The sequence below is a fragment of the Brevundimonas sp. UBA2416 genome, assembly GCF_002343105.1.
In the GTDB taxonomy this organism is placed as follows: Bacteria; Pseudomonadota; Alphaproteobacteria; order Caulobacterales; family Caulobacteraceae; genus Brevundimonas.
The window spans coordinates 173,771-193,821 of the sequence record NZ_DDRM01000019.1 but is presented as its reverse complement, the minus strand read 5'-3'; the positions used below and the strand labels follow the sequence as shown (position 1 = coordinate 193,821).

Here is a 20,051-nt window from a genome sequence, read left to right as displayed (position 1 = left end):
CCTACGCCTCGAGCAGGACGAGGGGCTCGCCGAACTCGACCGGCTGGGCGTCGCCGACCAGAACCTCGACCACCACGCCATCGCGGGGGGACTGAATCGGGTTCATCGTCTTCATGGCCTCGACGATCAGCAGGGTCTGGCCCTTTTTGACCTTGTCGCCGACGGCGATGAAGGGCGGGGCTTCGGGCGAGGCCTGCAGATAGGCGGTGCCGACCATCGGCGATTTCACCTCTTCGCCCTGTTTGGCGACGATCGTGGCGGGGTCCGACGGCATGGCGGCCGGCGCGGAGGCGGCCGGGGCCGCTGCGGGCGCATGCGCGGCCGGGGCCGGAGCTGCGGCGTATTGCATGACCGGAGCGGCCACGATCTCGCGGGCGACGCGAATGCGCAGCTCGCCGCGCTCGACCTCGATCTCGGTCAGGGAGGTGTCGTTCAGGATGTCAGCCAGCTGACGCACCAGGGTGGTGTCGATCTCGGCTTCGTTCTTGAGCTTCGGCGCGGGTGTCTTGGATTCGGCCATGGGAGCCTCTTGTTACCTTCTAAACCGAACGGTCGGCGGCGGCGCGGTGTTCCTGCGCCAGCCGCAGAGCGGCCCTGACGGCCAGTTCGTAGCTGAATGGGCCGAAACCCGAAACCACGCCGGCGGCGACCGGCGAAACATAGGAGCGATGCCGGAAGCGTTCGCGCGCCGCCGGGTTGGACAGATGGCATTCGACGATCGGGATCGCCAGGGTCTTCAACGCGTCGAGCAGGGCCACGGAGGTGTGGCCGTAGCCGGCGGGATTGATGACCAGGGCGGAGGCCTTTTCGCGGGCCTCCTGGACCCAATCGATCAGTTCGCCCTCGTGATTGGTCTGGCGGAAGACCACGGCGGCGCCGACGGCGGCCCGTTCGCACAGGGCCTGGACGTCGGCGAGGGTCTCCCGGCCATAGATGTCAGGCTCGCGGACCCCCAACAGGTTGAGGTTCGGGCCGTTCAGGACGTAGAGGACGGGAGTGTCGGGCATTGCGCTCGCGGATACGACGGTCCGACCGGAATCGGACCGGCCTTTTAGCTGAGGCGTCACGGTTATCAAACCGCCCGCTTGAAAGATTGACCTAAGGGCATGGCGCGGAATGTCCAGTCGCGGCATCGGGCCATCTGGCGCCCCGCCCGGGATTGCGGCAAGGGCTGCGGCGCAATGCCCCATGGAGACTGACTTGGAACGGCTCAGACAACTGGTGACGTCGCCGCGCACCGAACAGTTCATTCTCGCCCTGATCATTCTGAATGCGGTCACCCTGGGGCTGGAGACCAGTCCGTGGGTCATGGCGCGGATCGGGCCGGCGCTGCTGGTGCTGGACAAGGTCGTGCTGGCCGTCTTCGTGGTGGAGGTCGTGGCGAGGATCGCGGTGCATCGGGCGGCCTTCTTCAGGGATCCGTGGAGCCTGTTCGACTTCTCCGTGGTGGCCATCGCCCTGGTGCCGGCGGCGGGGCCGTTCTCGGTGCTGCGCGCGCTGCGCATCCTGCGGGTGCTGCGGATGATCACCCTGGTGCCATCGCTGCGGCGGGTGGTCGGGGCCCTGATCAGCGCCCTGCCGGGCATGGGGTCGATCGTCCTGCTGATGGGGCTGATCTTCTATGTGGCCTCGGTCATGGCGACCAAGCTGTTCGGCGGCGACTTCCCGCAGTGGTTCGGCTCGATTCCGTCTTCGGCCTATTCGCTGTTCCAGATCATGACGCTGGAGAGCTGGTCGATGGGGATCGTGCGGCCGGTGATGGAGGTGCACCCGTACGCCTGGATGTTCTTCGTGCCCTTCATCCTGTGCACGACCTTCACCATGCTGAACCTGTTCATCGGCATCGTCGTCAACGCCATGCAGAGCGAGCACGAGGAGGAGGCCAAGGCCGAGCGGCACAAGCTGGAGGAAGACCTGCGGCTGGCCAGCGAGGAGCGGCAGCAGGTCCATGCCGAGGAGGTCGCCGACATGGCGGCCCTGCGCGGGGAGATCGCCGCCCTGAAACAGGCCATCGGCGATCTGGCGGCCCGACTGCCGGCCCGGGGGTAGCGACGGCCGATGGGGGCGTTGTAGAAGGCGGCTCCGATACTCAAGGACGGTCGCTTGCCCCGCATTCAGGTCAACGGAGAAGATCGCGCCGTTTCGGCGGACACCATCCTGGCGCTGGTCGAGGAGCTGGGGCTGGACGTTCGCAAGGTGGCGGTGGAGCGCAATCTGGAGATCGTGCCGCGGTCGCTGCACGGATCGACGGCGCTGGCCGACGGCGACCGGGTGGAACTGGTGCAGTTCGTCGGTGGCGGCTGAGCTTCACCTTCGGGTTGATCGGCCTTGTGGGGCTAACCACGCTATGCAGACATCATGGATCTGAACGTCGGGGGGCGTCGTGGATCAGGACCTGTTATCCGGGGTCATTCAGGCGGTCGCGGCGCTGGGCGCGATGGCGGCCGCAATCTTCAGCTATTTCAGCATTCGCCACGCCAAACGAGCTCAGCAGAGTTCAGTCTATCTCGGCATGGCCGCGCGGTACGACTCGCCGGAAATGCGGGATTCCTGCAATGACCTGCTGGCCTGGAAGCGGCAGCACGGCGAGGCTTTCGCTGAAATCTGGTCGGCACAGATGGCGAACCGCGAAGCCGAGGCGATCAAGGTCAACACCGCCAGGCGGATCGTGGCGCGCCATTTCCTCAACATCGCCAAGCTGAGGAAGATCGATGCGATCGATTCCGAGTCGGCTCGTCTGCTGGCCGATTGCTACGGCCTGAACGTCTTCTATCAGATCGCGGCCCCACTTAACCGGCGCATCGCCAGCGATGTCGATGACTTCGAGGAACTGACCCGGCGCCTCAGGAGGATCCGCAAGAGCTACGCCACAGGCGAGCTGATCGATTCCTTCTAGGGTCTTTCGTCCGCGCGACGGTCGGACTAGGTCAGGGCCATGACCCTTCCCCAAGACACCTGGACCGTCGCCGGCCGGACCTTCTCCAGCCGGCTGATCGTCGGCACCGGCAAGTACAAGACCTATCAGGAGAATGCCGAGGCGGCCGAGGCGGCGGGGGCCGAGATCGTCACCGTGGCGGTGCGGCGGGTGAATCTGTCGGACCCCAGCCAGCCCATGCTGGTCGACTATGTGAAGCCGGACCGGTTCACCTTCCTGCCCAACACCGCCGGCTGCTTCACCGGCGAGGACGCGGTGCGGACGCTGCGGCTGGCGCGCGAGGCCGGGGGCTGGGACCTGGTCAAGCTGGAGGTGCTGTCGGACACGGCGCACCTGTATCCGGACATGATCGAGACTCTGCGGGCGCTGGAGCTGCTGATCAAGGACGGCTTCCAGGTCATGGTCTATTGCACCGACGACGTGGTGATGTGCCGGCGGCTGGAGGAGGCGGGGGCGGCGGCCATCATGCCCGCCGCCGCGCCGATCGGCTCGGGACTGGGCATCCAGAACCGGGTCAACATCCGGCTGATCATTGAACAGGCCAAGGTGCCGGTGCTGGTCGACGCCGGGGTGGGCACGCCGTCGGACGCGACCCTGGCGATGGAGCTCGGCTGCGACGCGGTGCTGATGAACACGGCCATCGCGGGGGCGACCAATCCGATCCTGATGGCCTCGGCGATGAAGCATGCGGTGATCGCGGGGCGGCAGGGCTATCTGGCGGGGCGGATGCCGCGCCGGATGTACGCCAGCGCGAGCTCGCCGTTGAGCGGCCTGATCTGAGAGTCTTCAATCGACCCCAAAAATTGCGGTCGGGATCGTTTGAATTTTGAGTTCGGGCGGTCGGGACCTCGCGTCCCTGGGCGGGCGCGCGGGTGAAACTGTGCTGTCAAAGACCGGCCCCGTGGGGGTTTGGGCAGTAGGGCACACGGGTGCGCCAGATTCGGACGCAGCGTGGAAATGGCTCTGCCGACAGGGGCGAGAAGACACTGTTGGGGGTCGAGAAGGGCGAGAAGACACGGCAAGGGAAGGGAGCCCTGCTGGTAAGTAGCCACCTTCCGCTATCGTCATTCCGGGCGAAGCGCAGCGGAGACCCGGAACCCAGCGGCGCGCGATAGCACGAACCTGTCGGGAGCACGGTGTTCGGAATGGTGGTCCGCCGCCGTCGCCGGTGTTTCGCCGCCGTCGCGGCGCCGCTGGGTTCCGGGTCTGCGAGCCGCTGCGCGCCTCTCGGCCCGGAATGACGATAGCGGGTGGGGAGAGGTTGGCGGAATCCCTTGCCGGGGCTAGAGCATCCCTTCCTCCCGACACAGACTGAACGACCATGCACGACATCAAAGCCATCCGTGAGAACCGCGAAGCCTATGAGGCTGGCTGGTCGTCGCGCGGGGTCGAGGGCGCACCGGCGCGTGTGGACCACTTACTGAGCCTAGATCGCGACGCTCGACAGGCGCGAACTGAGGTTGAGACCCGTCGAGCTCAAATCAAGCAGCTGTCTGAGGAGGTCGGTCGCGCGATGCGAACCGGCGAGCGGGACCGCGCTGAAAAACTGAGAGCTCAAGTGCTTGAGCTTAAGGACGCCGATCATTTGGCAGATGTCCGCGGCGATATCGAAAAGGCGTTCGCCGAGATTGAACGGGACAAGCTCCTGTCGGCACTCCCAAATCTGGCCGCCCACGATGTGCCAGACGGCGAGGACGAGGCGGGCAATGTGTTGTGGGGCCAGCCGTGGGGGACGCCGCGTGAGGACGGGCCTGCCAAGGATCACGCCGATCTGGGCGAGGCCTTGGGCCTGCTCGACTTTGAGGCGGCAGCGAAGATGTCGGGGTCGCGGTTCGCGGTGCTGAAGGGCGGACTGGCGCGGTTGGAACGCGCCATCGGCCAGTTCATGCTGGATGTACAGACTTCCAGCCCGGACGAGGTGGATCTGCATGGCTATCAGGAGGTCAACCCGCCTTACCTCGTAAAAGACAATGCAATGTTCGGTACGGGGCAACTGCCGAAGTTCAAAGAGGACCAGTTTCTCTCTGGCGATGTCGGTGGCAGGGCTGAGCTGTTCGCGAAGGCGGTGCCGAACTTCGATGACCTGATGCGGCGAGCCGTCGGTTCAAATCGCTCTCCGAAGGAGGCGTTGGATGCTGCGCTGGAAGATGCAGATACCGCCGAACAGTTCTGGCTCATCCCCACCGCCGAAGTCTCCCTGACCAATCTTGTCCGCGAGCAGATCCTGTCCGAGGACGAGCTGGCGACGCCGATCCGCTACACCGCCCTGACGCCGTGTTTCCGGGCCGAGGCGGGGTCGGCGGGGCGGGATACGCGGGGGCTGATCCGGCAGCACCAGTTCCACAAGGTGGAGATGGTCTCGATCGCCAAACCCGAGGACTCCGAGGCCGAGCACGAGCGGATGGTGCGCTGCGCCGAGGTGGTGCTCGAGAAGCTGGGGCTGCCGTATCGCCGCATGCTGCTGTGCAAGGGCGACATGGGCTTTTCGGCGAAGAAGACCTTCGATCTGGAGGTCTGGCTGCCGTCGCAGGGGACGTATCGGGAGATCAGCTCCTGCTCCAACTGCGGGGATTTCCAGGCGCGGCGGATGGACGCGCGGTTCAAGCGGGCCGGGGAGAAGAAGACCGAGTTCGTGCACACGCTGAACGGCTCGGGTCTGGCGGTTGGCCGTACTCTGGTCGCGGTGATGGAGAACTATCAGGAGGCGGACGGGCGTATCCGGGTTCCGGAGGCGCTGGTTCCCTATATGCCCAAGGGCATGACCCACGTCGGATGAGTGAAACCGGGAGTATCGGAATGAAGACGATCTTGATCCTGACCGCCGCCGGCCTGCTGGCCGGCTTCGCCCCGGCGCCCCAGGCGCCTGCAACCGGCGAGGAGATGCGCGCCTCCTTTACCGGCTGGGTGCGGTTCGAGAACGAGGAGTTCCAGCTCTATGGCGACGAGGATCAGATCCTGCAGCCGTTCTCGCGCCCGTGCCTGTCCGGCGCCGCCTCTCGCAACGCGATGCGACAGGCCGTCCAGGACCTGAACAACGCCAAGGTGACGATCTCGGCCCGGGTAATGGCGTGGTCGGATCGCGACGGCCGCAGCATCCGGCATCGGGGCTCGATCATCCGCAACGACTGCGGCGGCGAGACCGTGCTGCTGGCCGACGACATCCGGCCGGCGAACTGAGGTTGAACCCCGCCTGATGCGCATCCTGCTGACCAACGACGACGGCATCGAGGCCGAGGGGCTCGAATGCCTGGAGCGGATCGCGCGGACCCTGTCGGATGACGTCTGGATCTGCGCGCCGCAGACGGAGCAGTCGGGCAAGGGGCGGGGGATCACGCTGACCGAGCCGCTGCGGGTCAACAGGCTGGGCGACAAGCGGTTCGCGGTGACGGGGACGCCGACCGACTGTGTCGTGCTGGCGGTCAATGACCTGATGCCGGAACGGCCCGATCTGGTGCTGTCGGGGGTCAATCGCGGGCACAATGTCGGCGAGGACTGTTCCTATTCGGGGACGGTGGCGGGGGCGCTGCAGGGCATGGCCTTCGGCATCCGCTCGATCGCCCTGAGCCAGTCGCTGGAGCGGTTCCACGATGAGGTGACCGCGCACTGGGAGACGGCCGAGGCCTTCGCCCCGGCGATCATCAGCCGCCTGCTGGCCCAGACCTGGCAGGCCGGGGTGGTGATGAACCTGAATTTCCCGTCCCTGCCGCCGACCCTGGTCAAGGAGGTCGAGGTGACGCGCCAGGGCTTCCGCGACATCGGCGAGATGCATGCGGTCAAACGCACCGACCTGCGCGGCCGCGACTATTACTGGATGAGCTTCCGCGGGACCAAACACGACCACCCGCCGGGCACCGACCTGAGGGCCATGGACGAGGGCAGGATCTCGGTGACGCCGCTGCATATCGACCTGACCCATGCGCCCAGCATTCACGACCTGAAGGGTGTGCTGGGCGGGGCGCCGCCGAAATCGGTGGTGGCCGTATGAAGCTGAACGATGATCGCGCCGGACGTCTGATCCTGGGGCTGCGTCAGCAGGGCGTGATGGACGCGCGGGTGCTGGCGGCGATGGAGTCGATCGACCGCGCGGTGTTCGTGCACGAGAAATTCCTCGATCAGGCGTGGGAGGATCAGGCCCTGCCGATCGACTGCGCCCAGACCATTTCCCAGCCCTATATCGTCGGCCTGATGACCCAGGCGCTGGACGTGCAGCCGCGCCATCGGGTGCTGGAGATCGGCACGGGCAGCGGCTACCAGGCCGCGGTGCTGAGCCGGCTGGCGCGCTATGTCTATTCGATCGAGCGGTACCGCAGCCTGCTGACCGAGGCCGAGCGGCGGCTGAAGGAACTGAAGATCGACAATGTGATCACCCAACACGGCGACGGCGGCCTGGGCTGGCCGCAGCAGGCGCCGTTCGACCGGATCATGGTCACGGCGGCTTCGCCCGGCGAGCCGACGGAGCTGCTGCATCAGCTGAAGCCGGGCGGGATTCTGGTGTGTCCGGTGGGGCGGTCGTCGGTGCAGCGGCTGCATCGCTACGTCGGCCAGCCGGACGGCAGCTTCCAGCGCGAGAGCTTGGCCGAGGTAAGGTTCGTGCCGCTGGTCGAGGGGACGGCGAAGGAGGGGTGAGGGAGTGGCTAGTGGCTAGTGGCTAGTGGTTGGCCGGCGCCGGTGCGAGGGCTCGGTCGGCGCCGCCCTTCCGCGGGCAGTCGTGCTGCAATCACTATCCACTATCCACTAGCCACTAGCCACTAGCCACTAACCACCAATCACCTCGCCTCCGTTAACCTTCGCGCCCAACTTTGGCGCCCTTTGACGGGTTGGCTTGGAGCGACGGTGGGGGCACACCGGTGCGACCCAAGGGCGGGAGACGGCATGACGATTCGATTCGCGATCAGGGCTTTGATGGTCCTCGCCGGAGCGGCGACCCTGACGGCCTGCGCCAGCTATCCGACCGAGCCGCGCTATCCGATCTATGCCGGCGACGCGCCGCCGCCGTCGCGGGCGCCGGCCTATCCGTCCGCGCCGATCCCCAGCGGCGAAGGGGTGCGCGGGCCCACCGATCCGGCCCGCGAGGCGCCGCCGCCCATCACCGCGCCTGTCGCCGAGATCGAGGGCGGAGCCCTGGGTTCGCCGATCAACACCGGCCCCCGCTATACGCCCGCCGAAATGCCGGCGGCCGGACCGGCCTCTGACGGCTTTGAGGCGCCGCCGCCGCCCGCGCGGTCAGGCGGAGCTGTCGCCGCCGGAGCCGCCTATGAGATTCAGCCGGGGGATACGATCTCCGGCGTCGGCCGGCGCTTCCAGACGCCGGTGCAGACGCTGATCGACCTGAACAGCCTGGGGCCGCGCGCGGCGATCAGCCCGGGGCAGAGGATCATCCTGCCGTCCACGGCTGTCGATATCGGCGGCGATCCCTATGCCACCGGCCCGTCGCCGAGCGGGGTCTATGTGCCGGAAGAGGGGACGCCGCCGCCGCCGCCGCCGCCTCCGCCCTCGGGTAATGTCGCCAGCCCGCCGCCGCCGCCCGTCGATGCAGCGCCGCCGGTGTCAGCGGCCGGGCTGGACTGGCCGGTGCGCGGCGACATTCTGCGTCGGTTCGGCCCGGTCGGGCTGGGTGAGCGGAACAACGGCATCAACATCGGTGCGCCGCAGGGCGCGGAGGTCCGGGCCGCGGCGGCGGGACGGGTCGGCTATGTCGGTGACGATCTGGCAGGGCAGGGGCTGACCGTCCTGATCGTGCACCGCGACGGCTGGCGCTCGGTCTATGGCCATCTGGGCACGGCCGTGGTGCGGGACGGCGACGACATCCGCGCGGGCCAGCAGATCGGCACTGTCGGAAACACCGCCGGCGACGGTCGGCCCTCGATCCATTTCGAGACCTGGCGGATGCGCGGGGACCAGCCGGTGGCCATCGATCCGCTGACCGTGTTGCCGCGATAACGCAAAGCGACGCGGCGAACACACGTCTCGTTGCAAAGTGTGACGGCGCGCCCTAGTTTCCGCGCCTCATTTTCAAGGGCCGCCTGACGCGGTCCCAGACGTTTGCGGAGACTATCGTGGCGGAACTTATGGCGGGGCCGTTCGGCACCCTGATCTTCTTCGTCCCCGTGATCATCCTGTTCTACTTCATGCTGATCCGGCCCCAGCAGAAGGCGATGAAGGCCCATCAGGCGCTGGTCGCCGGCCTGAAGCGCGGCGACACGGTCGTCCTCTCCAACGGCATGATCGGCAAGATCACCCGCGTCGAGGCCGATCAGGCCATGGTCGAGATCGCCCAGGGCGTGAACGTCGCCGTGGTCAAGCAGATGATCACCCAGGTGCGCGATCGCACGGCCGTCGCGGCCAACGACACCAAGACCATCGCCAAGTCCTGACGCCGCTCTGAAAGGTCAGGGAACGCTCCCATGGTTCAGTTTTCACGCTGGAAGGTTTACCTTCTCGCCATTGCGCTCGTGTTCGGGCTGCTGTTCTCCTATGCGAACGCCCTGACGCCGGCGCAGCGTGAAGCCCTGCCGGGATGGCTGCCCAAGCCGACCCTGAACCTGGGCCTGGACCTGCAGGGCGGATCGTACCTGCTGCTGCAGGTCGATGTGGACGCCATGCGCGAAAAGCGGCTCGCCAACCTCAGCGAGGACGCCCGCCAGACCCTGTCAGAGGCGCAGGTCGCCGTCGCCGGTATCGTCCGTGACGGCAACGGGGTGGTGATCACCCTGAGCAACCCGGTGCAGATCGAGCCGGCTACGACCGCCATGCGCAACCTGCTGGGCGGCGGCATGGCCCTGGCCTCGGACCGGACCGTGACCCGCCAGGGCGACAACCGCATCCGCTACGCCTTCACCGACGCCGCCATGACCGCCATGGGGCCGACGGCCGTCGATCAGTCGATCGAGGTGGTGCGCCGCCGTATCGACAGCCTCGGCACCCGCGAGCCGTCCATCACCCGTCAGGGCGCGGAGCGCATCGTCGTCCAGGCGCCCGGCGAGAGCGATCCGACCCAGCTGGAGCGGGTCATCGGCCAGACGGCGCAGCTGACCTTCCAGATGGTCGATGTCGAGAATTCGGTCCAGGAAGCCATGGCGGGCGCGGTGCCGCCCGATGCCGAACTTCTGATGGGCGAGGACGGCGTCACGCCTTACCTGGTCAAGCGCCGGGTCATCGTTTCGGGCGAGAACCTCGTCTCCGCCAGTGTCACCACGGACCAGAGCAACCAGCCGGCCATCGGCTTCCGCTTCGACGGCCAGGGCGCACGGCGCTTCGGCGAGACGACGGCGAACAACATCGGCCGGCCCTTCGCCATCATCCTCGACGGCAAGGTGATTTCGGCTCCGCGGATCAACAGCGCCATCACGGGCGGCAGCGGCATCATCGAGGGCAGTTTCACCATCGCCTCGGCCTCCGAGCTGGTGAATCTGCTGAACGGCGGTTCGCTGCCGGCCCCGCTGACGGTCGAGGAGCGCCGCAGCGTGACGGCATCGCTCGGCGCCGATGCGGTGCGTGCCGGCCAGCTGGCCACCCTGATCGCCTTCATCGGCGTGCTGGTCTTCATGTTCCTTTCGTATGGCAGCCTGTTCGGCGGCATTTCGGTGATCGCCCTGCTGCTGAACGGCCTGCTGATCATCGCCGCCATGTCGATCACCGGAGCGACCCTGACCCTGCCGGGCATCGCCGGGCTGATCCTGACCCTGGCCATGGCGGTGGACGCCAACGTCCTGATCTATGAACGGATGCGTGACGAAGCCAACGCCGGGCGTTCGCCGATCGCGGCCATGGACGCGGGCTTCAACCGGGCCATTGTAACGATCATGGACGCCAACCTGACCACCATCCTGGCGGCCCTGATCATGTTCTGGTTCGGGGCCGGGCCGGTGCGCGGCTTCGCCTGGACCCTGTCGATCGGCGTGGTCACCTCGGTCTTCACCGCGGTTCTGGTGACCCAGGTCCTGCTTGTCGTCTGGCTCCGCGTACGGCGGCCCAAAACCCTGCCGATCGCGTCGTGAGGTCGCCCATGTCGAAATTCTGGCCCCTCATCAAACTTCTGCCGATCAAGACGAATTTCAAATTCGTCAAATACGCCCGGCTGTTCGGCGGTCTGTCGATCCTGCTGGTGATCGGTTCGATCTTCTTCACCGTCTGGCCCGCGGACAACAAATGCGGCGGGCTGACCTGTGGCGTGGACTTCCTGGGCGGCAATCTGATCGAGATGTCGACCCGGCCCGAGCCCGTCGATCTCGCGGAAATCCGGGCCAGCCTGAACAATCTCGGCGTGCCCGACGCCCAGGTGCAGAGCTATTCCGTGCCGGGAACGGACCCGACGGGGCGCTTCCACGCCATGGCCAAGTTCGGAAACATCGAAGGCGTCAGCGCCGCCGACACGATCAACCAGGCCAAGGCGGCGCTCACCCGGGACCTCGGGCCGGGGGTGGAGTTCACCCGCACCGAGGCTGTCGGGGCGGCCGTTTCAGGAGAGCTTCTGACCAATGGCGTCATGGCCCTGGTCGTCGCGATCGTCCTGATGATGGTCTACATCTGGTTCCGCTTCGAGTGGCAGTTCGGCCTCGGGGCGGTGATCGGCCTGTTCCACGACGTGATCCTGACCTTTGGCCTCTTCGCCATCACGGGGATGGAGTTCAGCCTGACCGCCGTCGCCTCGATCCTGACGGTCATCGGCTATTCGATGAACGACACCGTCGTCGTCTATGACCGCATTCGGGAGAATCTACGGAAATACAAGAAGATGCCCCTGGGCGAGCTGATCGACCTGTCGATCAACGAGACCCTGTCCCGCACGATCATGACCGGGGTCACGGCCCTGTTTGCCCTTGGCGTGCTGGCGGTGCTGGGCGGCGGACCGCTGCAGCCGTTCGCCATCGCCCTGATCTTCGGCATCGTGGTCGGCACCTATTCGTCGGTCTACGTCGCCGCACCGGTCCTGCTGCTGTGGGGCGTCAAGCGCGGGGCCAAGGACGAGGACGCCAGACCGATCAAGCTGGGCATGGCGTCGCGGCCGTAGGGGTTCGTTCTCCCTCTCCCGAAGTGGGGAGGGTGGTCGCGTAGCGACCGGGTGGGGAACGCCAGTTCCGCACCGGCGGCGCCCGGCTTGGCAATTCCCCACCCTGTCGTCGCTACGCGCCGACATCCCTCCCCATGAAGGGGAGGGAGAGCTATCATCGCGCTTCAACGAATCGCCCGGGGAGGGGCGGACCATGGGCAAGCTGCTGTCGAACTTTCGCACCACCTTCCTGCTGAGCATCGTGCTCGCCGGGGTGATGATCCTGTCGTTCGGGCGTATCGCGCCGGGCGGCTTTGATACGAGTTTCTGGCAGGCGGTCCTGCGCTGGGTCCACGTTGTGGCCGGCATCCTGTGGATCGGCCTGCTGTACTATTTCAACTTCGTCCAGATCCGGGTCATGCCGTCGATCCCGGCCGAGCTGAAGCCCGCCGTCAGCAAACATATCGCGCCCGAGGCCCTGTTCTGGTTCCGCTGGTCCGCGCTGGTGACGGTGCTGGCGGGTCTCGGCATCATGCTGGCGCGGGGTCACGCCTATGCAGCCGAGGTCCTGAGCCTCGGCTTCGCCGGCGGTCTGGTCGACGGCGACCAGCCGTTCACCCTGATGGGGATCGGCACCTGGCTGGCCATCATCATGTTCCTCAATGTTTGGGGCATCATCTGGCCGAACCAGAAGCGGGCGCTGGGCATCGTGGCCGTGGATGACGACGCCAAGGCCAAGGCCGCGCGCGTCGCCATGCTGGGGAGCCGCACCAATCTGTTGCTGTCGCTGCCGATGCTGACCTCGATGGCGATGTACCAGACGCTGTTCAGCTGATCTGACCCACGCCCTCGACGCCCAGGTCCGCGCCGCCGATATCGACCGGTGGCTGTCCAGCCGGTTCGTGGCCGACGAGCGGTTGCGCGCGGACCTGATCGCGCTCTATGCCTTCGAGGCGGAGCTGATGGCCATCCCGACGCGGGTGACCCAGCCATTGCTGGCCGAGATGCGCTATGTCTGGTGGCGCGAGCAGATGGACGGCGTCTTCGCGGCCGCGCCGCGCAAGGGCCATCCGGTGCTGGAAGCCCTGACCGATCTGGTGGCGCGGCACGGGCTGGACCGGGCTCCGTTTGACGCCCTGATCGAGGCCCATATCGGCAGGGTGCATGGCGAGCCGCACGATCTGGACGCCTTTTACGTCGGGCCGATGCAGGCGGCGGCGAGGGTGCTTGCCGGCCCGGGGTTTGACGGGGCGGTCGTCGAGGCGGGGCGGGTACGCGGGCTGGCCCAGACCGGGCAGGCGGATGCGGCGCGGGCGCTGAAGCCGGAGGCCAACCGGTCGCTCGCCGCCCTGCCGGTTCAGGCCTTTCCGGCTGTGGCCGCCGCCGCCCTGATCCACCCGGATGCACCGGAGTTCGTCAAACGGCTGAGGCTGATCCGGGCCTCGCTGACAGGAAGGCTCTGACGCCGGAAAGAGATCGACCGACACCGGGAAACCGTGCAGGTTCCGAAGATCGCTGTTTGGCCAATCCGGGGAATGTCATGACTGTTCGCACCATACTGATCGCGGCCCTGGCGGCCGCCGGCGCCGCGGGCGTCCCGATGACCTCTGTGGCGGAACCCGCGCGGCCGCAGGTGAGTACGGACGCCGCCGGCGAGGCAGCAAATCAGGCCGTGGTCGAGGGCCTCTACCGGGCGTTCGGAGCGGGGGACGGGGCCACGATCGCCGGCCTGCTGGACCCCGGCCTGGTCTGGATCGAGGCCGAGAACGGCCCCTATGCCGATCGCAACCCCTACAACGGGCCCGGCGCAGTGTTCGAGGGCCTGTTCGCGCGGATCGGGGCCGAATACGAGGGGTTCGTGGTGACGCCGGTGACCTATGTGGCCAGTGGCGACCGGGTCGTGGCCCTGGGGCGCTATACCGGGACAAACCGGGCCACGGGCGAGGCGCTGGACGCCCAGTTCGCCCATGTCTTCACGGTCTCGGGCGGCAAGGTCACCCGGTTCCAGCAATATACCGACACCGCCCAGTGGATGGATGTCGTGACGCCGGACTGATGGTCAGCCGCGCGGCCAGGCGGTGACCTCGTCCGGCCACACTTCTCGGTTGGGCGAACCCTCATAGGCCCATTGCAGGGTGCGGGCGACCGTACCGGCGAGGCCGCGCGTCAGCGGCCGGGGCAGGCCGCGACGCTGGTCGTGCATGGCGCGGGCCCAGTCGGGCAGCAGGTCCATCCCGGCCTGCATGATCACGCCGGCGGCCAGGTCGACAGTGAGCGAGCCGATGGTCTGACGCATGACCATGGCGGCGACCTCATGGGTTCGGGCGTCGGCGCGTAGCCGGGGGCGGAAGCCCTGGATCAGGGCCTCGGCCGTGGCCCGATCGCGGGGCACGGGATCGGCGCCCAGTCCCTCGGCGATTCGGGCCGTTTCGGCGAAATAGGCGTCCTGATCGGCGCGGCTCATGTCCGGCTCGGCGTAGCGAATCCAGGCGTCGAGGAAGCTGATCGTCTCGGTGACATGAACCCAGGCCAGCAGCTCGGGATCGGAGACGCGATAGGCCGTCCCGTCGGGCAGGGTTCCGCCCAGCTTGCGGTGGATGCGATTGACCCGGTCGATGGCGGCCCGGCCGGCCTCGGCGTGATCATAGGTGGTGACGGCGATGAATTTGGCCGTGCGGCGCAGACGGCCGTGCATGTCGGCGCGGAAGTCGGAATGGTCCCAGACCCCGGCCAGCACCGCCGGATGCAGCATCTGCAGCAGCAGACCCGAGACGCCGCCGATCATCATGGTGACGATGTCGCCATTGACCCTCCAGGCGACTGAGTCCGGCGGGAACAGGGCGTCGGCGCGGCGCAGGGCCGGGCGCTCGCCGCGTTCGGCGTCGTTGAAGATGTCGGTGATCCGCTGACGGATAGCGACCTTGGCCGGCTCGAGGATCACGCCGCGTCCCGCCACGCCTTCAGTGCCTCCAGCGCCCGAAGGCTCATCAACCGCTTCTTGGCGCGACCGCGTTCCTTCATCGGGATCTTGACCCCGGCCTCGTCGACCTTGGGCGCTTCCAGCGGGGGGAGCAGGCCGTAGTTGATGTTCATCGGCTGGAATTTGGAGATGCCGCCGGGGCCGTCGAGGTGGCCGCCGGTGATGTGTTCGACCAGGGCGCCCATGGCGGTGTGGACGGGCGGAGCATCCAGCGGCTTGCCCAGCCGTTCGGCGGCGGCGAGGCGGCCGGTCAGCAGGCCCATGGCGGCGCTCTCGACATAGCCCTCGACGCCCGTGACCTGACCGGCGAAGCGCAGGCGCGGCATGGCCTTGAGGCGCAGCTGGCGGTCCAGCAGCTTGGGCGAGTTCAGGAAGGTGTTGCGGTGCAGGCCGCCGAGGCGGGCGAACTGGGCCTCGTGCAGGCCCGGGATCATGCGGAAGACCTCGGCCTGGGCGCCGTGCTTCAGCTTGGTCTGGAAACCAACCATGTTGAACAGGGTGCCGAGCGCATTGTCCTGACGCAGCTGGACGATGGCGTATGACTTGACCTGGGGGTCGCGGGGGTTGGTCAGGCCGACGGGCTTCATCGGGCCGTGGCGCAGGGTTTCGCGACCGCGCTCGGCCATGACCTCGATGGGCAGGCAGCCGTCGAAATAGGGGACGTTCTCCCACTCCTTGAACTCGGCCTTGGGGCCGCCCAGCAGGGCGTCGATGAAGGCCTCGTACTGCTCCTTGTTCATGGGACAGTTGACGTAGGCGGCGGCGTCTCCGCCTGGGCCCTCCTTGTCATAGCGCGACTGACGCCAGGCGATGTCGAAATCGATGCTGTCGGCGTGGACGATGGGGGCGATGGCGTCGAAGAAGCTGAGGCTCTCCTCGCCGGTCAGGTCGAGGATGGCGGCGGCGAGGGCCGGGGAGGTCAGGGGGCCGGTGGCGACGATGACATTGTCCCATCCGTTGGTTTCATTGGCCTCGGGGGGCAGGCCGGCGATCTCCTCGCGGACGATGGTGACGAGGGGGTGGGCCTCGAGTTTCGCGGTCACGGCCTGGGAGAAGCCGTCGCGGTCGACGGCCAGGGCGCCGCCGGCTGGCACCTGATGGGCGTCGCCGCAGGCCATGATGATGGAGTCCAGGGCCCGCATCTCGGCGTGCAGCAGGCCGACGGCGTTGTGCTCCCAGTCGTCGGAGCGGAAGGAGTTGGAGCAGACCAGCTCGGCGAGGTCATCGGTGTGGTGGGCGTCGGTCTTCACGCCCGGCACGCCGCGCATCTCGTGCAGGACGACGGGCACGCCGGCGCTGGCGATCTGCCAGGCGGCCTCGGAGCCGGCGAGACCGCCGCCGATGACGTGGATGGGCTTGATTTCAGGGGTGTTCATTGCGGCCTTCTAGCCACGTCCGGCGGTTCCGTCAGCTACCGAAAGCAACGACGGTATGGCGCCGCTTGCCGGTCCGGGTATGATCGCCCCAGCTTGGGAGGGCGGGATGAAGCGATTTTCGATCATGGATGCGGCCGTGGAGCCGTTCAGGCTTGTGGTTCGACGGCCTGTCGCCACCATTGTCTGGGGACTGGTGATGCTGGCGCCCAGCCTGATGGTGATCGGGGCGATGATACCCTTCTTCAGCGAGCTGGCCGCCTCCGGCGCCTTCAGCCCTGAGGCCATGGCGGCGGCTGAAGCCGACGAGGCGCCGTTCGGCGAAGACATGGCTGCGATGATGCAGTTCCAGATCTGGTCCAACCTGGCCCAGTTGCTCGGGCTGCTGAGCGTCCTGTTCGTGACGACGGCGGTCATCCGGGCCGTCTATGCGGGCCGCAGGAGCGACGGCGCCTTCTTTCTGCGGATCGGCATGGCCGAGCTGCAGGTGGCTGTGGTCGGGGTGGCGATTTTCATCGGCGTCTGCTTCATCGCCCTGATCGCGATCCTGCTGGCGGTCGGCATAGGGTTCGCCGTCTGGCAGCTGGGCGATCCCTGGCGCTGGCTGATCTGTATCGCCCTGGGTCTCGCGGTGTTTCTGGGCCTGATGCTGCTCTGGGGGCGGCTGTCGCTGCTGGCGCCCGCCAGCATCCACTACAAGACCTTCGCCTTCGAGGAGGGCTGGAAGCTGGGTCGGGGCAAGACCTGGAGCCTGCTTGGGCTCTGGCTGATCATGGTTTTGTTCGCGATCATGGTCGGCATCGCCTTCCTGATCCTGTTCATGATCGTGCTGTTCGCCGTGGGCGGCGGCGTCAGCGCGACCGATCCCGACGCTCTTGAGGCATGGTTCGAGGGTCTGGCGCAGCAGCCGGCGATGCTGGTGGGCATCGGCGTTGTGCTGTTGATTCCGATGGCCTGGCTGCAGGGTCTGTCCCAGACGCTGTTTACGGCGCCCTATGCCCATGTGGTGCAGGCGCTGACGGCGCACGAGGAATCGCCGGCCGCCAGCGAGGAATTGCACTGACACGAGTCGCGGCGCCGACTAGGCTCACGACAGATTCAAGGGGAGGGAACGATGGCGTTTTCAGCGACAGAGGCGGCGTTCGAAGGGTTTCGGGTGGTGCGTCGAAACCCGATGGCCCTGATTTTCTGGGCCCTCTTCTATGCCGTCTTCATGGTCGCGATCTTCGCCATGATGGGGCCGAACCTGATCAGCTTCGTCACGGCGACCGAACAGCTTGAGCAGTCGGGCGCGACCCCGTCGATGGAGGATTTCGCGCCGCTGTTCCAGATGATGGGCCTGTTGTTCGCGGTCCTGTTGCCGCTCAGCCTGATCGCCAGCGCCATGATCTATGCGGCCGTGTCCCGCGCGGTTCTGCGGCCCGGCGAGAGCGCCTTCGGCTATCTGCGGCTCGGCATGGACGAGGTCCGGGTGCTGGTCGTGTCCATTGTCCTGTTCTTCGTCTTCATGGCGTTGATGGTCGTTGCAAGCGGGATCATCGGCGCTGTGATCGGGATGACGGTTGCGGCTGAAATGCCCGCCCTCTGGCTGTTGGTGGTGTTGCTCATCCTGGCCGCCATAGGGGCCTGTATCTGGCTGGCCGTGCGGCTGAGCCTTGCGATTCCGATCACCATGGCCGAGCGCCGGATCGCCATCTTCGACTCCTTCGGCTTCACCAGGGGTCGGTTCTGGCCCTTGCTGGGGATGGCGTTGCTGGCCTGGGTCATGAGCGTCGTCGTCGGCCTGCTGGGCTCACTGGTGGCCATGCCCCTGCAGTTCGCGACCGGCGGCGGCATGATGGCGCTGGAAGGTCTGGAGGACGAAAGCCTTCAGGTCATTCTTCAGTCGGCCTGGCCGGCAATCGCGGCCTGGATCCTGATCAATGCGGTCATGTCGGCACTGCAGGTGGCGGTCGTCTATGCGCCGTTCTCGGCGGCCTACCGCGACATGAAGGGCGGCGCGTCGGACTAGCTGGTTCGGCGAACGGGGGGGCGAAGCCGGCCTTCGGCGGTGAGCCCCCTCCAGTCAAATCCTGATCGGGCGCATCCATTCGCCGGTGTCGAGGCCTCATGCCCGGACGGACTGCCTGACGCAGGACCATCAGGAGGAGCGCCGCATGACCGGCATTGAACTGTTCGCCGAGCGCAAGAGGCGGCATCGGCGGACCTGGACGGTCGCGGCGATCGTCCTCGGTCTGATCTTCATGATCGGCGGCCAGCTGGGCGCCTACCTTCCGGCCATAGCGGCAGGCTTCATCACGCCGGGCGGCGGCACGGACGGTTGGCCGCAACTGACCTATGAGCTGGTCGCCGCCTTCGGGCTCGGCTCGGTACTTGTGCTGCTCTGGGCCTGGCTGTTCGAGCGGCGCGGACCGACGACGCTGGGCCTCAATGCCAAGGGGCCGATGCGCTTCCTGCGCGGCTATCTGCTGGGCCTGGCCTTCCTGCTGACGGTGATCGGGGTGATCTGGGCGGCCGGGGGCTATGTGGTCGAGGGGGCGGGGGCGTTCGGCTCGGCCGCCGTCGGCGCGGCCCTGCTGCCGATCGGCGCGCTGTTGCTGGGCTTCATCATCCAGGGCTCGTCGGAGGAGCTGCTGTTCCGCGGCTGGCTGATGCAGCTGATCGCCTCGCGCCACGGGATCTGGATCGCCGTTGTCGCCAACTCGGCCCTGTTCGCCCTGGCCCATGCGGGGAATATCGAGCCCTCGAACGAACTGTATGTCGGCCTCGCCAATATCGTTCTGTTCGGTCTGTTCATCAGCCTCTACGCCGTGCGCGAGGGGTCGCTGTGGGGCGTGTGCGGCTGGCATGCGGCGTGGAACTGGCTGCTGGGCCTCGGCTTCGGGCTGGAGGTGTCCGGGATGAAGATCGACAGTCTGCCGCTGATCTCCGACCTGACGGCGGCGCCGGGCGCGGCCTGGTGGCTGACCGGCGGGGCGTTCGGGCCGGAGGCGAGCGTGGTCACCACGGCGGTGCTGCTGACCGGCACGGTCGTGCTGATGCTGCGGGGCCGGACGCGGGACCACGGCGTGGAGGCGGCGCCGGCCACGGACGCCGCCTGAGCCGTCAGGCGCTTCTCTTCAGCGCCGAGACCCGCGCCTTGCGGCGGGTTTCGTGGCGGTCGAGAATTTCCTTGAGGTATTTGCCGGTCCAGCTCTTCGGATTGGCGGCCACCTGTTCGGGGGTGCCGACCGCGACGATCTCGCCGCCGCCGTCGCCGCCCTCGGGGCCGAAGTCGAGCAGCCAGTCGGCGACCTTGATGACGTCGAGATTGTGCTCGATCACCACGATGGTGTTGCCGTTCTCGACCAGCTCCTGGAGCACCTCAAGAAGCTTGCGGGTGTCCTCGAAATGCAGGCCCGTGGTGGGCTCGTCGAGGATGTAGAGGGTCTTGCCGGTGGCCCGCTTGGACAGCTCCTTGGACAGTTTGACCCGCTGGGCCTCGCCACCCGACAGGGTGGTCGCGGACTGGCCGACCTTGACGTAGCCGAGGCCGACGCGGTTCAGGGTCAGCATCTTGTCGCGGATCGAGGGCACGGCCTTGAAGAAGGAGCCGGCCTCCTCAACGGTCATGTCGAGGACGTCGCTGATCGACTTGCCCTTGAAGACGATTTCCAGCGTTTCGCGGTTGTAGCGTTTGCCCTTGCAGACGTCGCAGGTGACGTAGACGTCGGGCAGGAAATGCATCTCGATCTTGATCAGGCCGTCGCCCTGGCAGGCTTCGCAGCGGCCGCC

General features: G+C 67.1%; 23 protein-coding genes. 18 read left to right on the top strand and 5 right to left on the bottom strand.

Features of this window, described 5'->3' with window-relative positions; all coding sequences use genetic code 11:
• Position 1: 1 nt before the first annotated feature.
• Positions 2-520 carry an acetyl-CoA carboxylase biotin carboxyl carrier protein gene (accB, locus tag B3E43_RS07370; protein ID WP_292028019.1) on the bottom strand — a complete coding sequence of 173 codons (519 nt, stop codon included), beginning with the start codon at positions 518-520 and terminating at the stop codon, positions 2-4.
• 19 nt (positions 521-539) lie between these two features.
• Complete coding sequence (gene aroQ / locus B3E43_RS07365; protein WP_292028018.1) at positions 540-1,007, bottom strand: type II 3-dehydroquinate dehydratase; 468 nt, start codon at positions 1,005-1,007, stop codon at positions 540-542.
• A 193-nt stretch (positions 1,008-1,200) separates the two neighbouring features.
• Between aroQ and B3E43_RS07360 the strand changes: the two genes are divergently transcribed.
• The 15 genes from B3E43_RS07360 (at position 1,201) to B3E43_RS07290 (ending at position 13,980) form a co-directional block, all read left to right on the top strand.
• Positions 1,201-2,049 (top strand): ion transporter, encoded by an 849-nt coding sequence (locus B3E43_RS07360; protein ID WP_292028016.1) that lies wholly within the window; start codon positions 1,201-1,203, stop codon positions 2,047-2,049.
• Positions 2,050-2,103: 54 nt separating this feature from the next.
• Positions 2,104-2,304 (top strand): sulfur carrier protein ThiS, encoded by a 201-nt coding sequence (thiS, locus tag B3E43_RS07355; protein WP_292028014.1) that lies wholly within the window; start codon positions 2,104-2,106, stop codon positions 2,302-2,304.
• Positions 2,305-2,383: 79 nt separating this feature from the next.
• The gene (locus B3E43_RS07350) at positions 2,384-2,896 is read left to right on the top strand and encodes a hypothetical protein (RefSeq protein WP_292028012.1); all 513 of its coding nucleotides are present in this window, start codon (positions 2,384-2,386) and stop codon (positions 2,894-2,896) included.
• 39 nt (positions 2,897-2,935) lie between these two features.
• Positions 2,936-3,715, top strand: coding sequence for a thiazole synthase (locus B3E43_RS07345; protein ID WP_292028010.1), 780 nt, complete (start codon positions 2,936-2,938; stop codon positions 3,713-3,715).
• Between the two features lie 541 nt (positions 3,716-4,256).
• Complete coding sequence (serS, locus tag B3E43_RS07340; RefSeq protein ID WP_292028008.1) at positions 4,257-5,711, top strand: serine--tRNA ligase; 1,455 nt, start codon at positions 4,257-4,259, stop codon at positions 5,709-5,711.
• 20 nt (positions 5,712-5,731) lie between these two features.
• On the top strand, positions 5,732-6,112 hold the full coding sequence (locus B3E43_RS07335) for a hypothetical protein (protein WP_292028005.1): 381 nt from the start codon (positions 5,732-5,734) through the stop codon (positions 6,110-6,112).
• A gap of 16 nt (positions 6,113-6,128) precedes the next feature.
• The gene (surE, locus tag B3E43_RS07330; protein ID WP_292028004.1) at positions 6,129-6,920 is read left to right on the top strand and encodes a 5'/3'-nucleotidase SurE; all 792 of its coding nucleotides are present in this window, start codon (positions 6,129-6,131) and stop codon (positions 6,918-6,920) included.
• The gene (locus B3E43_RS07325; protein WP_292028002.1) at positions 6,917-7,561 is read left to right on the top strand and encodes a protein-L-isoaspartate(D-aspartate) O-methyltransferase; all 645 of its coding nucleotides are present in this window, start codon (positions 6,917-6,919) and stop codon (positions 7,559-7,561) included. The genes surE and B3E43_RS07325 overlap by 4 nt, the downstream gene beginning before the upstream one ends.
• A gap of 246 nt (positions 7,562-7,807) precedes the next feature.
• Entirely contained in the window at positions 7,808-8,875 is a 1,068-nt protein-coding gene (locus B3E43_RS07320; RefSeq protein WP_292028000.1) for a peptidoglycan DD-metalloendopeptidase family protein, read from the top strand.
• A gap of 128 nt (positions 8,876-9,003) precedes the next feature.
• The gene (gene yajC, locus B3E43_RS07315) at positions 9,004-9,309 is read left to right on the top strand and encodes a preprotein translocase subunit YajC (protein ID WP_292028141.1); all 306 of its coding nucleotides are present in this window, start codon (positions 9,004-9,006) and stop codon (positions 9,307-9,309) included.
• Positions 9,310-9,339: 30 nt separating this feature from the next.
• On the top strand, positions 9,340-10,932 hold the full coding sequence (gene secD / locus B3E43_RS07310; RefSeq protein ID WP_292027996.1) for a protein translocase subunit SecD: 1,593 nt from the start codon (positions 9,340-9,342) through the stop codon (positions 10,930-10,932).
• 8 nt (positions 10,933-10,940) lie between these two features.
• Positions 10,941-11,945 carry a protein translocase subunit SecF gene (secF, locus tag B3E43_RS07305; RefSeq protein ID WP_292027994.1) on the top strand — a complete coding sequence of 335 codons (1,005 nt, stop codon included), beginning with the start codon at positions 10,941-10,943 and terminating at the stop codon, positions 11,943-11,945.
• 193 nt (positions 11,946-12,138) lie between these two features.
• Positions 12,139-12,759 carry a hypothetical protein gene (locus B3E43_RS07300; RefSeq protein ID WP_292027992.1) on the top strand — a complete coding sequence of 207 codons (621 nt, stop codon included), beginning with the start codon at positions 12,139-12,141 and terminating at the stop codon, positions 12,757-12,759.
• Between the two features lies 1 nt (position 12,760).
• Positions 12,761-13,387 carry a squalene/phytoene synthase family protein gene (locus tag B3E43_RS07295; RefSeq protein ID WP_292028140.1) on the top strand — a complete coding sequence of 209 codons (627 nt, stop codon included), beginning with the start codon at positions 12,761-12,763 and terminating at the stop codon, positions 13,385-13,387.
• 77 nt (positions 13,388-13,464) lie between these two features.
• Positions 13,465-13,980, top strand: coding sequence for a nuclear transport factor 2 family protein (locus B3E43_RS07290; protein WP_292027990.1), 516 nt, complete (start codon positions 13,465-13,467; stop codon positions 13,978-13,980).
• A gap of 3 nt (positions 13,981-13,983) precedes the next feature.
• On the opposite strand, the gene B3E43_RS07285 is transcribed toward B3E43_RS07290, so the two are convergent.
• Both B3E43_RS07285 and trmFO read right to left on the bottom strand, forming a co-directional pair.
• On the bottom strand, positions 13,984-14,880 hold the full coding sequence (locus B3E43_RS07285) for an oxygenase MpaB family protein (RefSeq protein ID WP_292027988.1): 897 nt from the start codon (positions 14,878-14,880) through the stop codon (positions 13,984-13,986).
• Complete coding sequence (gene trmFO, locus B3E43_RS07280; protein ID WP_292027986.1) at positions 14,862-16,280, bottom strand: methylenetetrahydrofolate--tRNA-(uracil(54)-C(5))-methyltransferase (FADH(2)-oxidizing) TrmFO; 1,419 nt, start codon at positions 16,278-16,280, stop codon at positions 14,862-14,864. The genes B3E43_RS07285 and trmFO overlap by 19 nt, the downstream gene beginning before the upstream one ends.
• A 106-nt stretch (positions 16,281-16,386) precedes the next feature.
• Here trmFO and B3E43_RS07275 point away from each other — a divergent pair, with 106 nt between their 5' ends.
• From B3E43_RS07275 to B3E43_RS07265, 3 genes are all read left to right on the top strand, one after another.
• Positions 16,387-17,340: a hypothetical protein gene (locus B3E43_RS07275; protein ID WP_292027984.1), complete on the top strand. Its 954-nt coding sequence runs from the start codon at positions 16,387-16,389 to the stop codon at positions 17,338-17,340.
• Positions 17,341-17,451: 111 nt separating this feature from the next.
• Entirely contained in the window at positions 17,452-18,288 is an 837-nt protein-coding gene (locus B3E43_RS07270; protein WP_292027983.1) for a hypothetical protein, read from the top strand.
• Between the two features lie 145 nt (positions 18,289-18,433).
• Positions 18,434-19,378, top strand: a complete 945-nt coding sequence (locus B3E43_RS07265; RefSeq protein ID WP_292027981.1) for a CPBP family intramembrane glutamic endopeptidase — start codon at positions 18,434-18,436, stop codon at positions 19,376-19,378.
• A 4-nt stretch (positions 19,379-19,382) separates the two neighbouring features.
• Here B3E43_RS07265 and B3E43_RS07260 read toward each other — a convergent pair.
• Positions 19,383-20,051 (bottom strand): ATP-binding cassette domain-containing protein (locus tag B3E43_RS07260; RefSeq protein WP_349677567.1); only part of this gene is annotated, 669 nt, incomplete at its 5' end.

Bases quoted from the DNA above. Each gene is read 5' to 3' on its own strand.
- B3E43_RS07275 (WP_292027984.1), top strand. From the start codon at position 16,387: ATGAAGCGATTTTCGATCATGGATGCGGCCGTGGAGCCGTTCAGGCTT.
- surE (WP_292028004.1), top strand. From the start codon at position 6,129: ATGCGCATCCTGCTGACCAACGACGACGGCATCGAGGCCGAGGGGCTC.
- serS (WP_292028008.1), top strand. From the start codon at position 4,257: ATGCACGACATCAAAGCCATCCGTGAGAACCGCGAAGCCTATGAGGCT.
- B3E43_RS07325 (WP_292028002.1), top strand. From the start codon at position 6,917: ATGAAGCTGAACGATGATCGCGCCGGACGTCTGATCCTGGGGCTGCGT.
- secF (WP_292027994.1), top strand. From the start codon at position 10,941: ATGTCGAAATTCTGGCCCCTCATCAAACTTCTGCCGATCAAGACGAAT.
- B3E43_RS07345 (WP_292028010.1), top strand. From the start codon at position 2,936: ATGACCCTTCCCCAAGACACCTGGACCGTCGCCGGCCGGACCTTCTCC.
- B3E43_RS07320 (WP_292028000.1), top strand. From the start codon at position 7,808: ATGACGATTCGATTCGCGATCAGGGCTTTGATGGTCCTCGCCGGAGCG.
- B3E43_RS07290 (WP_292027990.1), top strand. From the start codon at position 13,465: ATGACTGTTCGCACCATACTGATCGCGGCCCTGGCGGCCGCCGGCGCC.
- trmFO (WP_292027986.1), bottom strand. From the start codon at position 16,280: ATGAACACCCCTGAAATCAAGCCCATCCACGTCATCGGCGGCGGTCTC.
- yajC (WP_292028141.1), top strand. From the start codon at position 9,004: ATGGCGGGGCCGTTCGGCACCCTGATCTTCTTCGTCCCCGTGATCATC.
- B3E43_RS07265 (WP_292027981.1), top strand. From the start codon at position 18,434: ATGACCGGCATTGAACTGTTCGCCGAGCGCAAGAGGCGGCATCGGCGG.
- aroQ (WP_292028018.1), bottom strand. From the start codon at position 1,007: ATGCCCGACACTCCCGTCCTCTACGTCCTGAACGGCCCGAACCTCAAC.
- B3E43_RS07270 (WP_292027983.1), top strand. From the start codon at position 17,452: ATGGCCCTGATTTTCTGGGCCCTCTTCTATGCCGTCTTCATGGTCGCG.
- B3E43_RS07335 (WP_292028005.1), top strand. From the start codon at position 5,732: ATGAAGACGATCTTGATCCTGACCGCCGCCGGCCTGCTGGCCGGCTTC.
- accB (WP_292028019.1), bottom strand. From the start codon at position 520: ATGGCCGAATCCAAGACACCCGCGCCGAAGCTCAAGAACGAAGCCGAG.
- B3E43_RS07300 (WP_292027992.1), top strand. From the start codon at position 12,139: ATGGGCAAGCTGCTGTCGAACTTTCGCACCACCTTCCTGCTGAGCATC.
- secD (WP_292027996.1), top strand. From the start codon at position 9,340: ATGGTTCAGTTTTCACGCTGGAAGGTTTACCTTCTCGCCATTGCGCTC.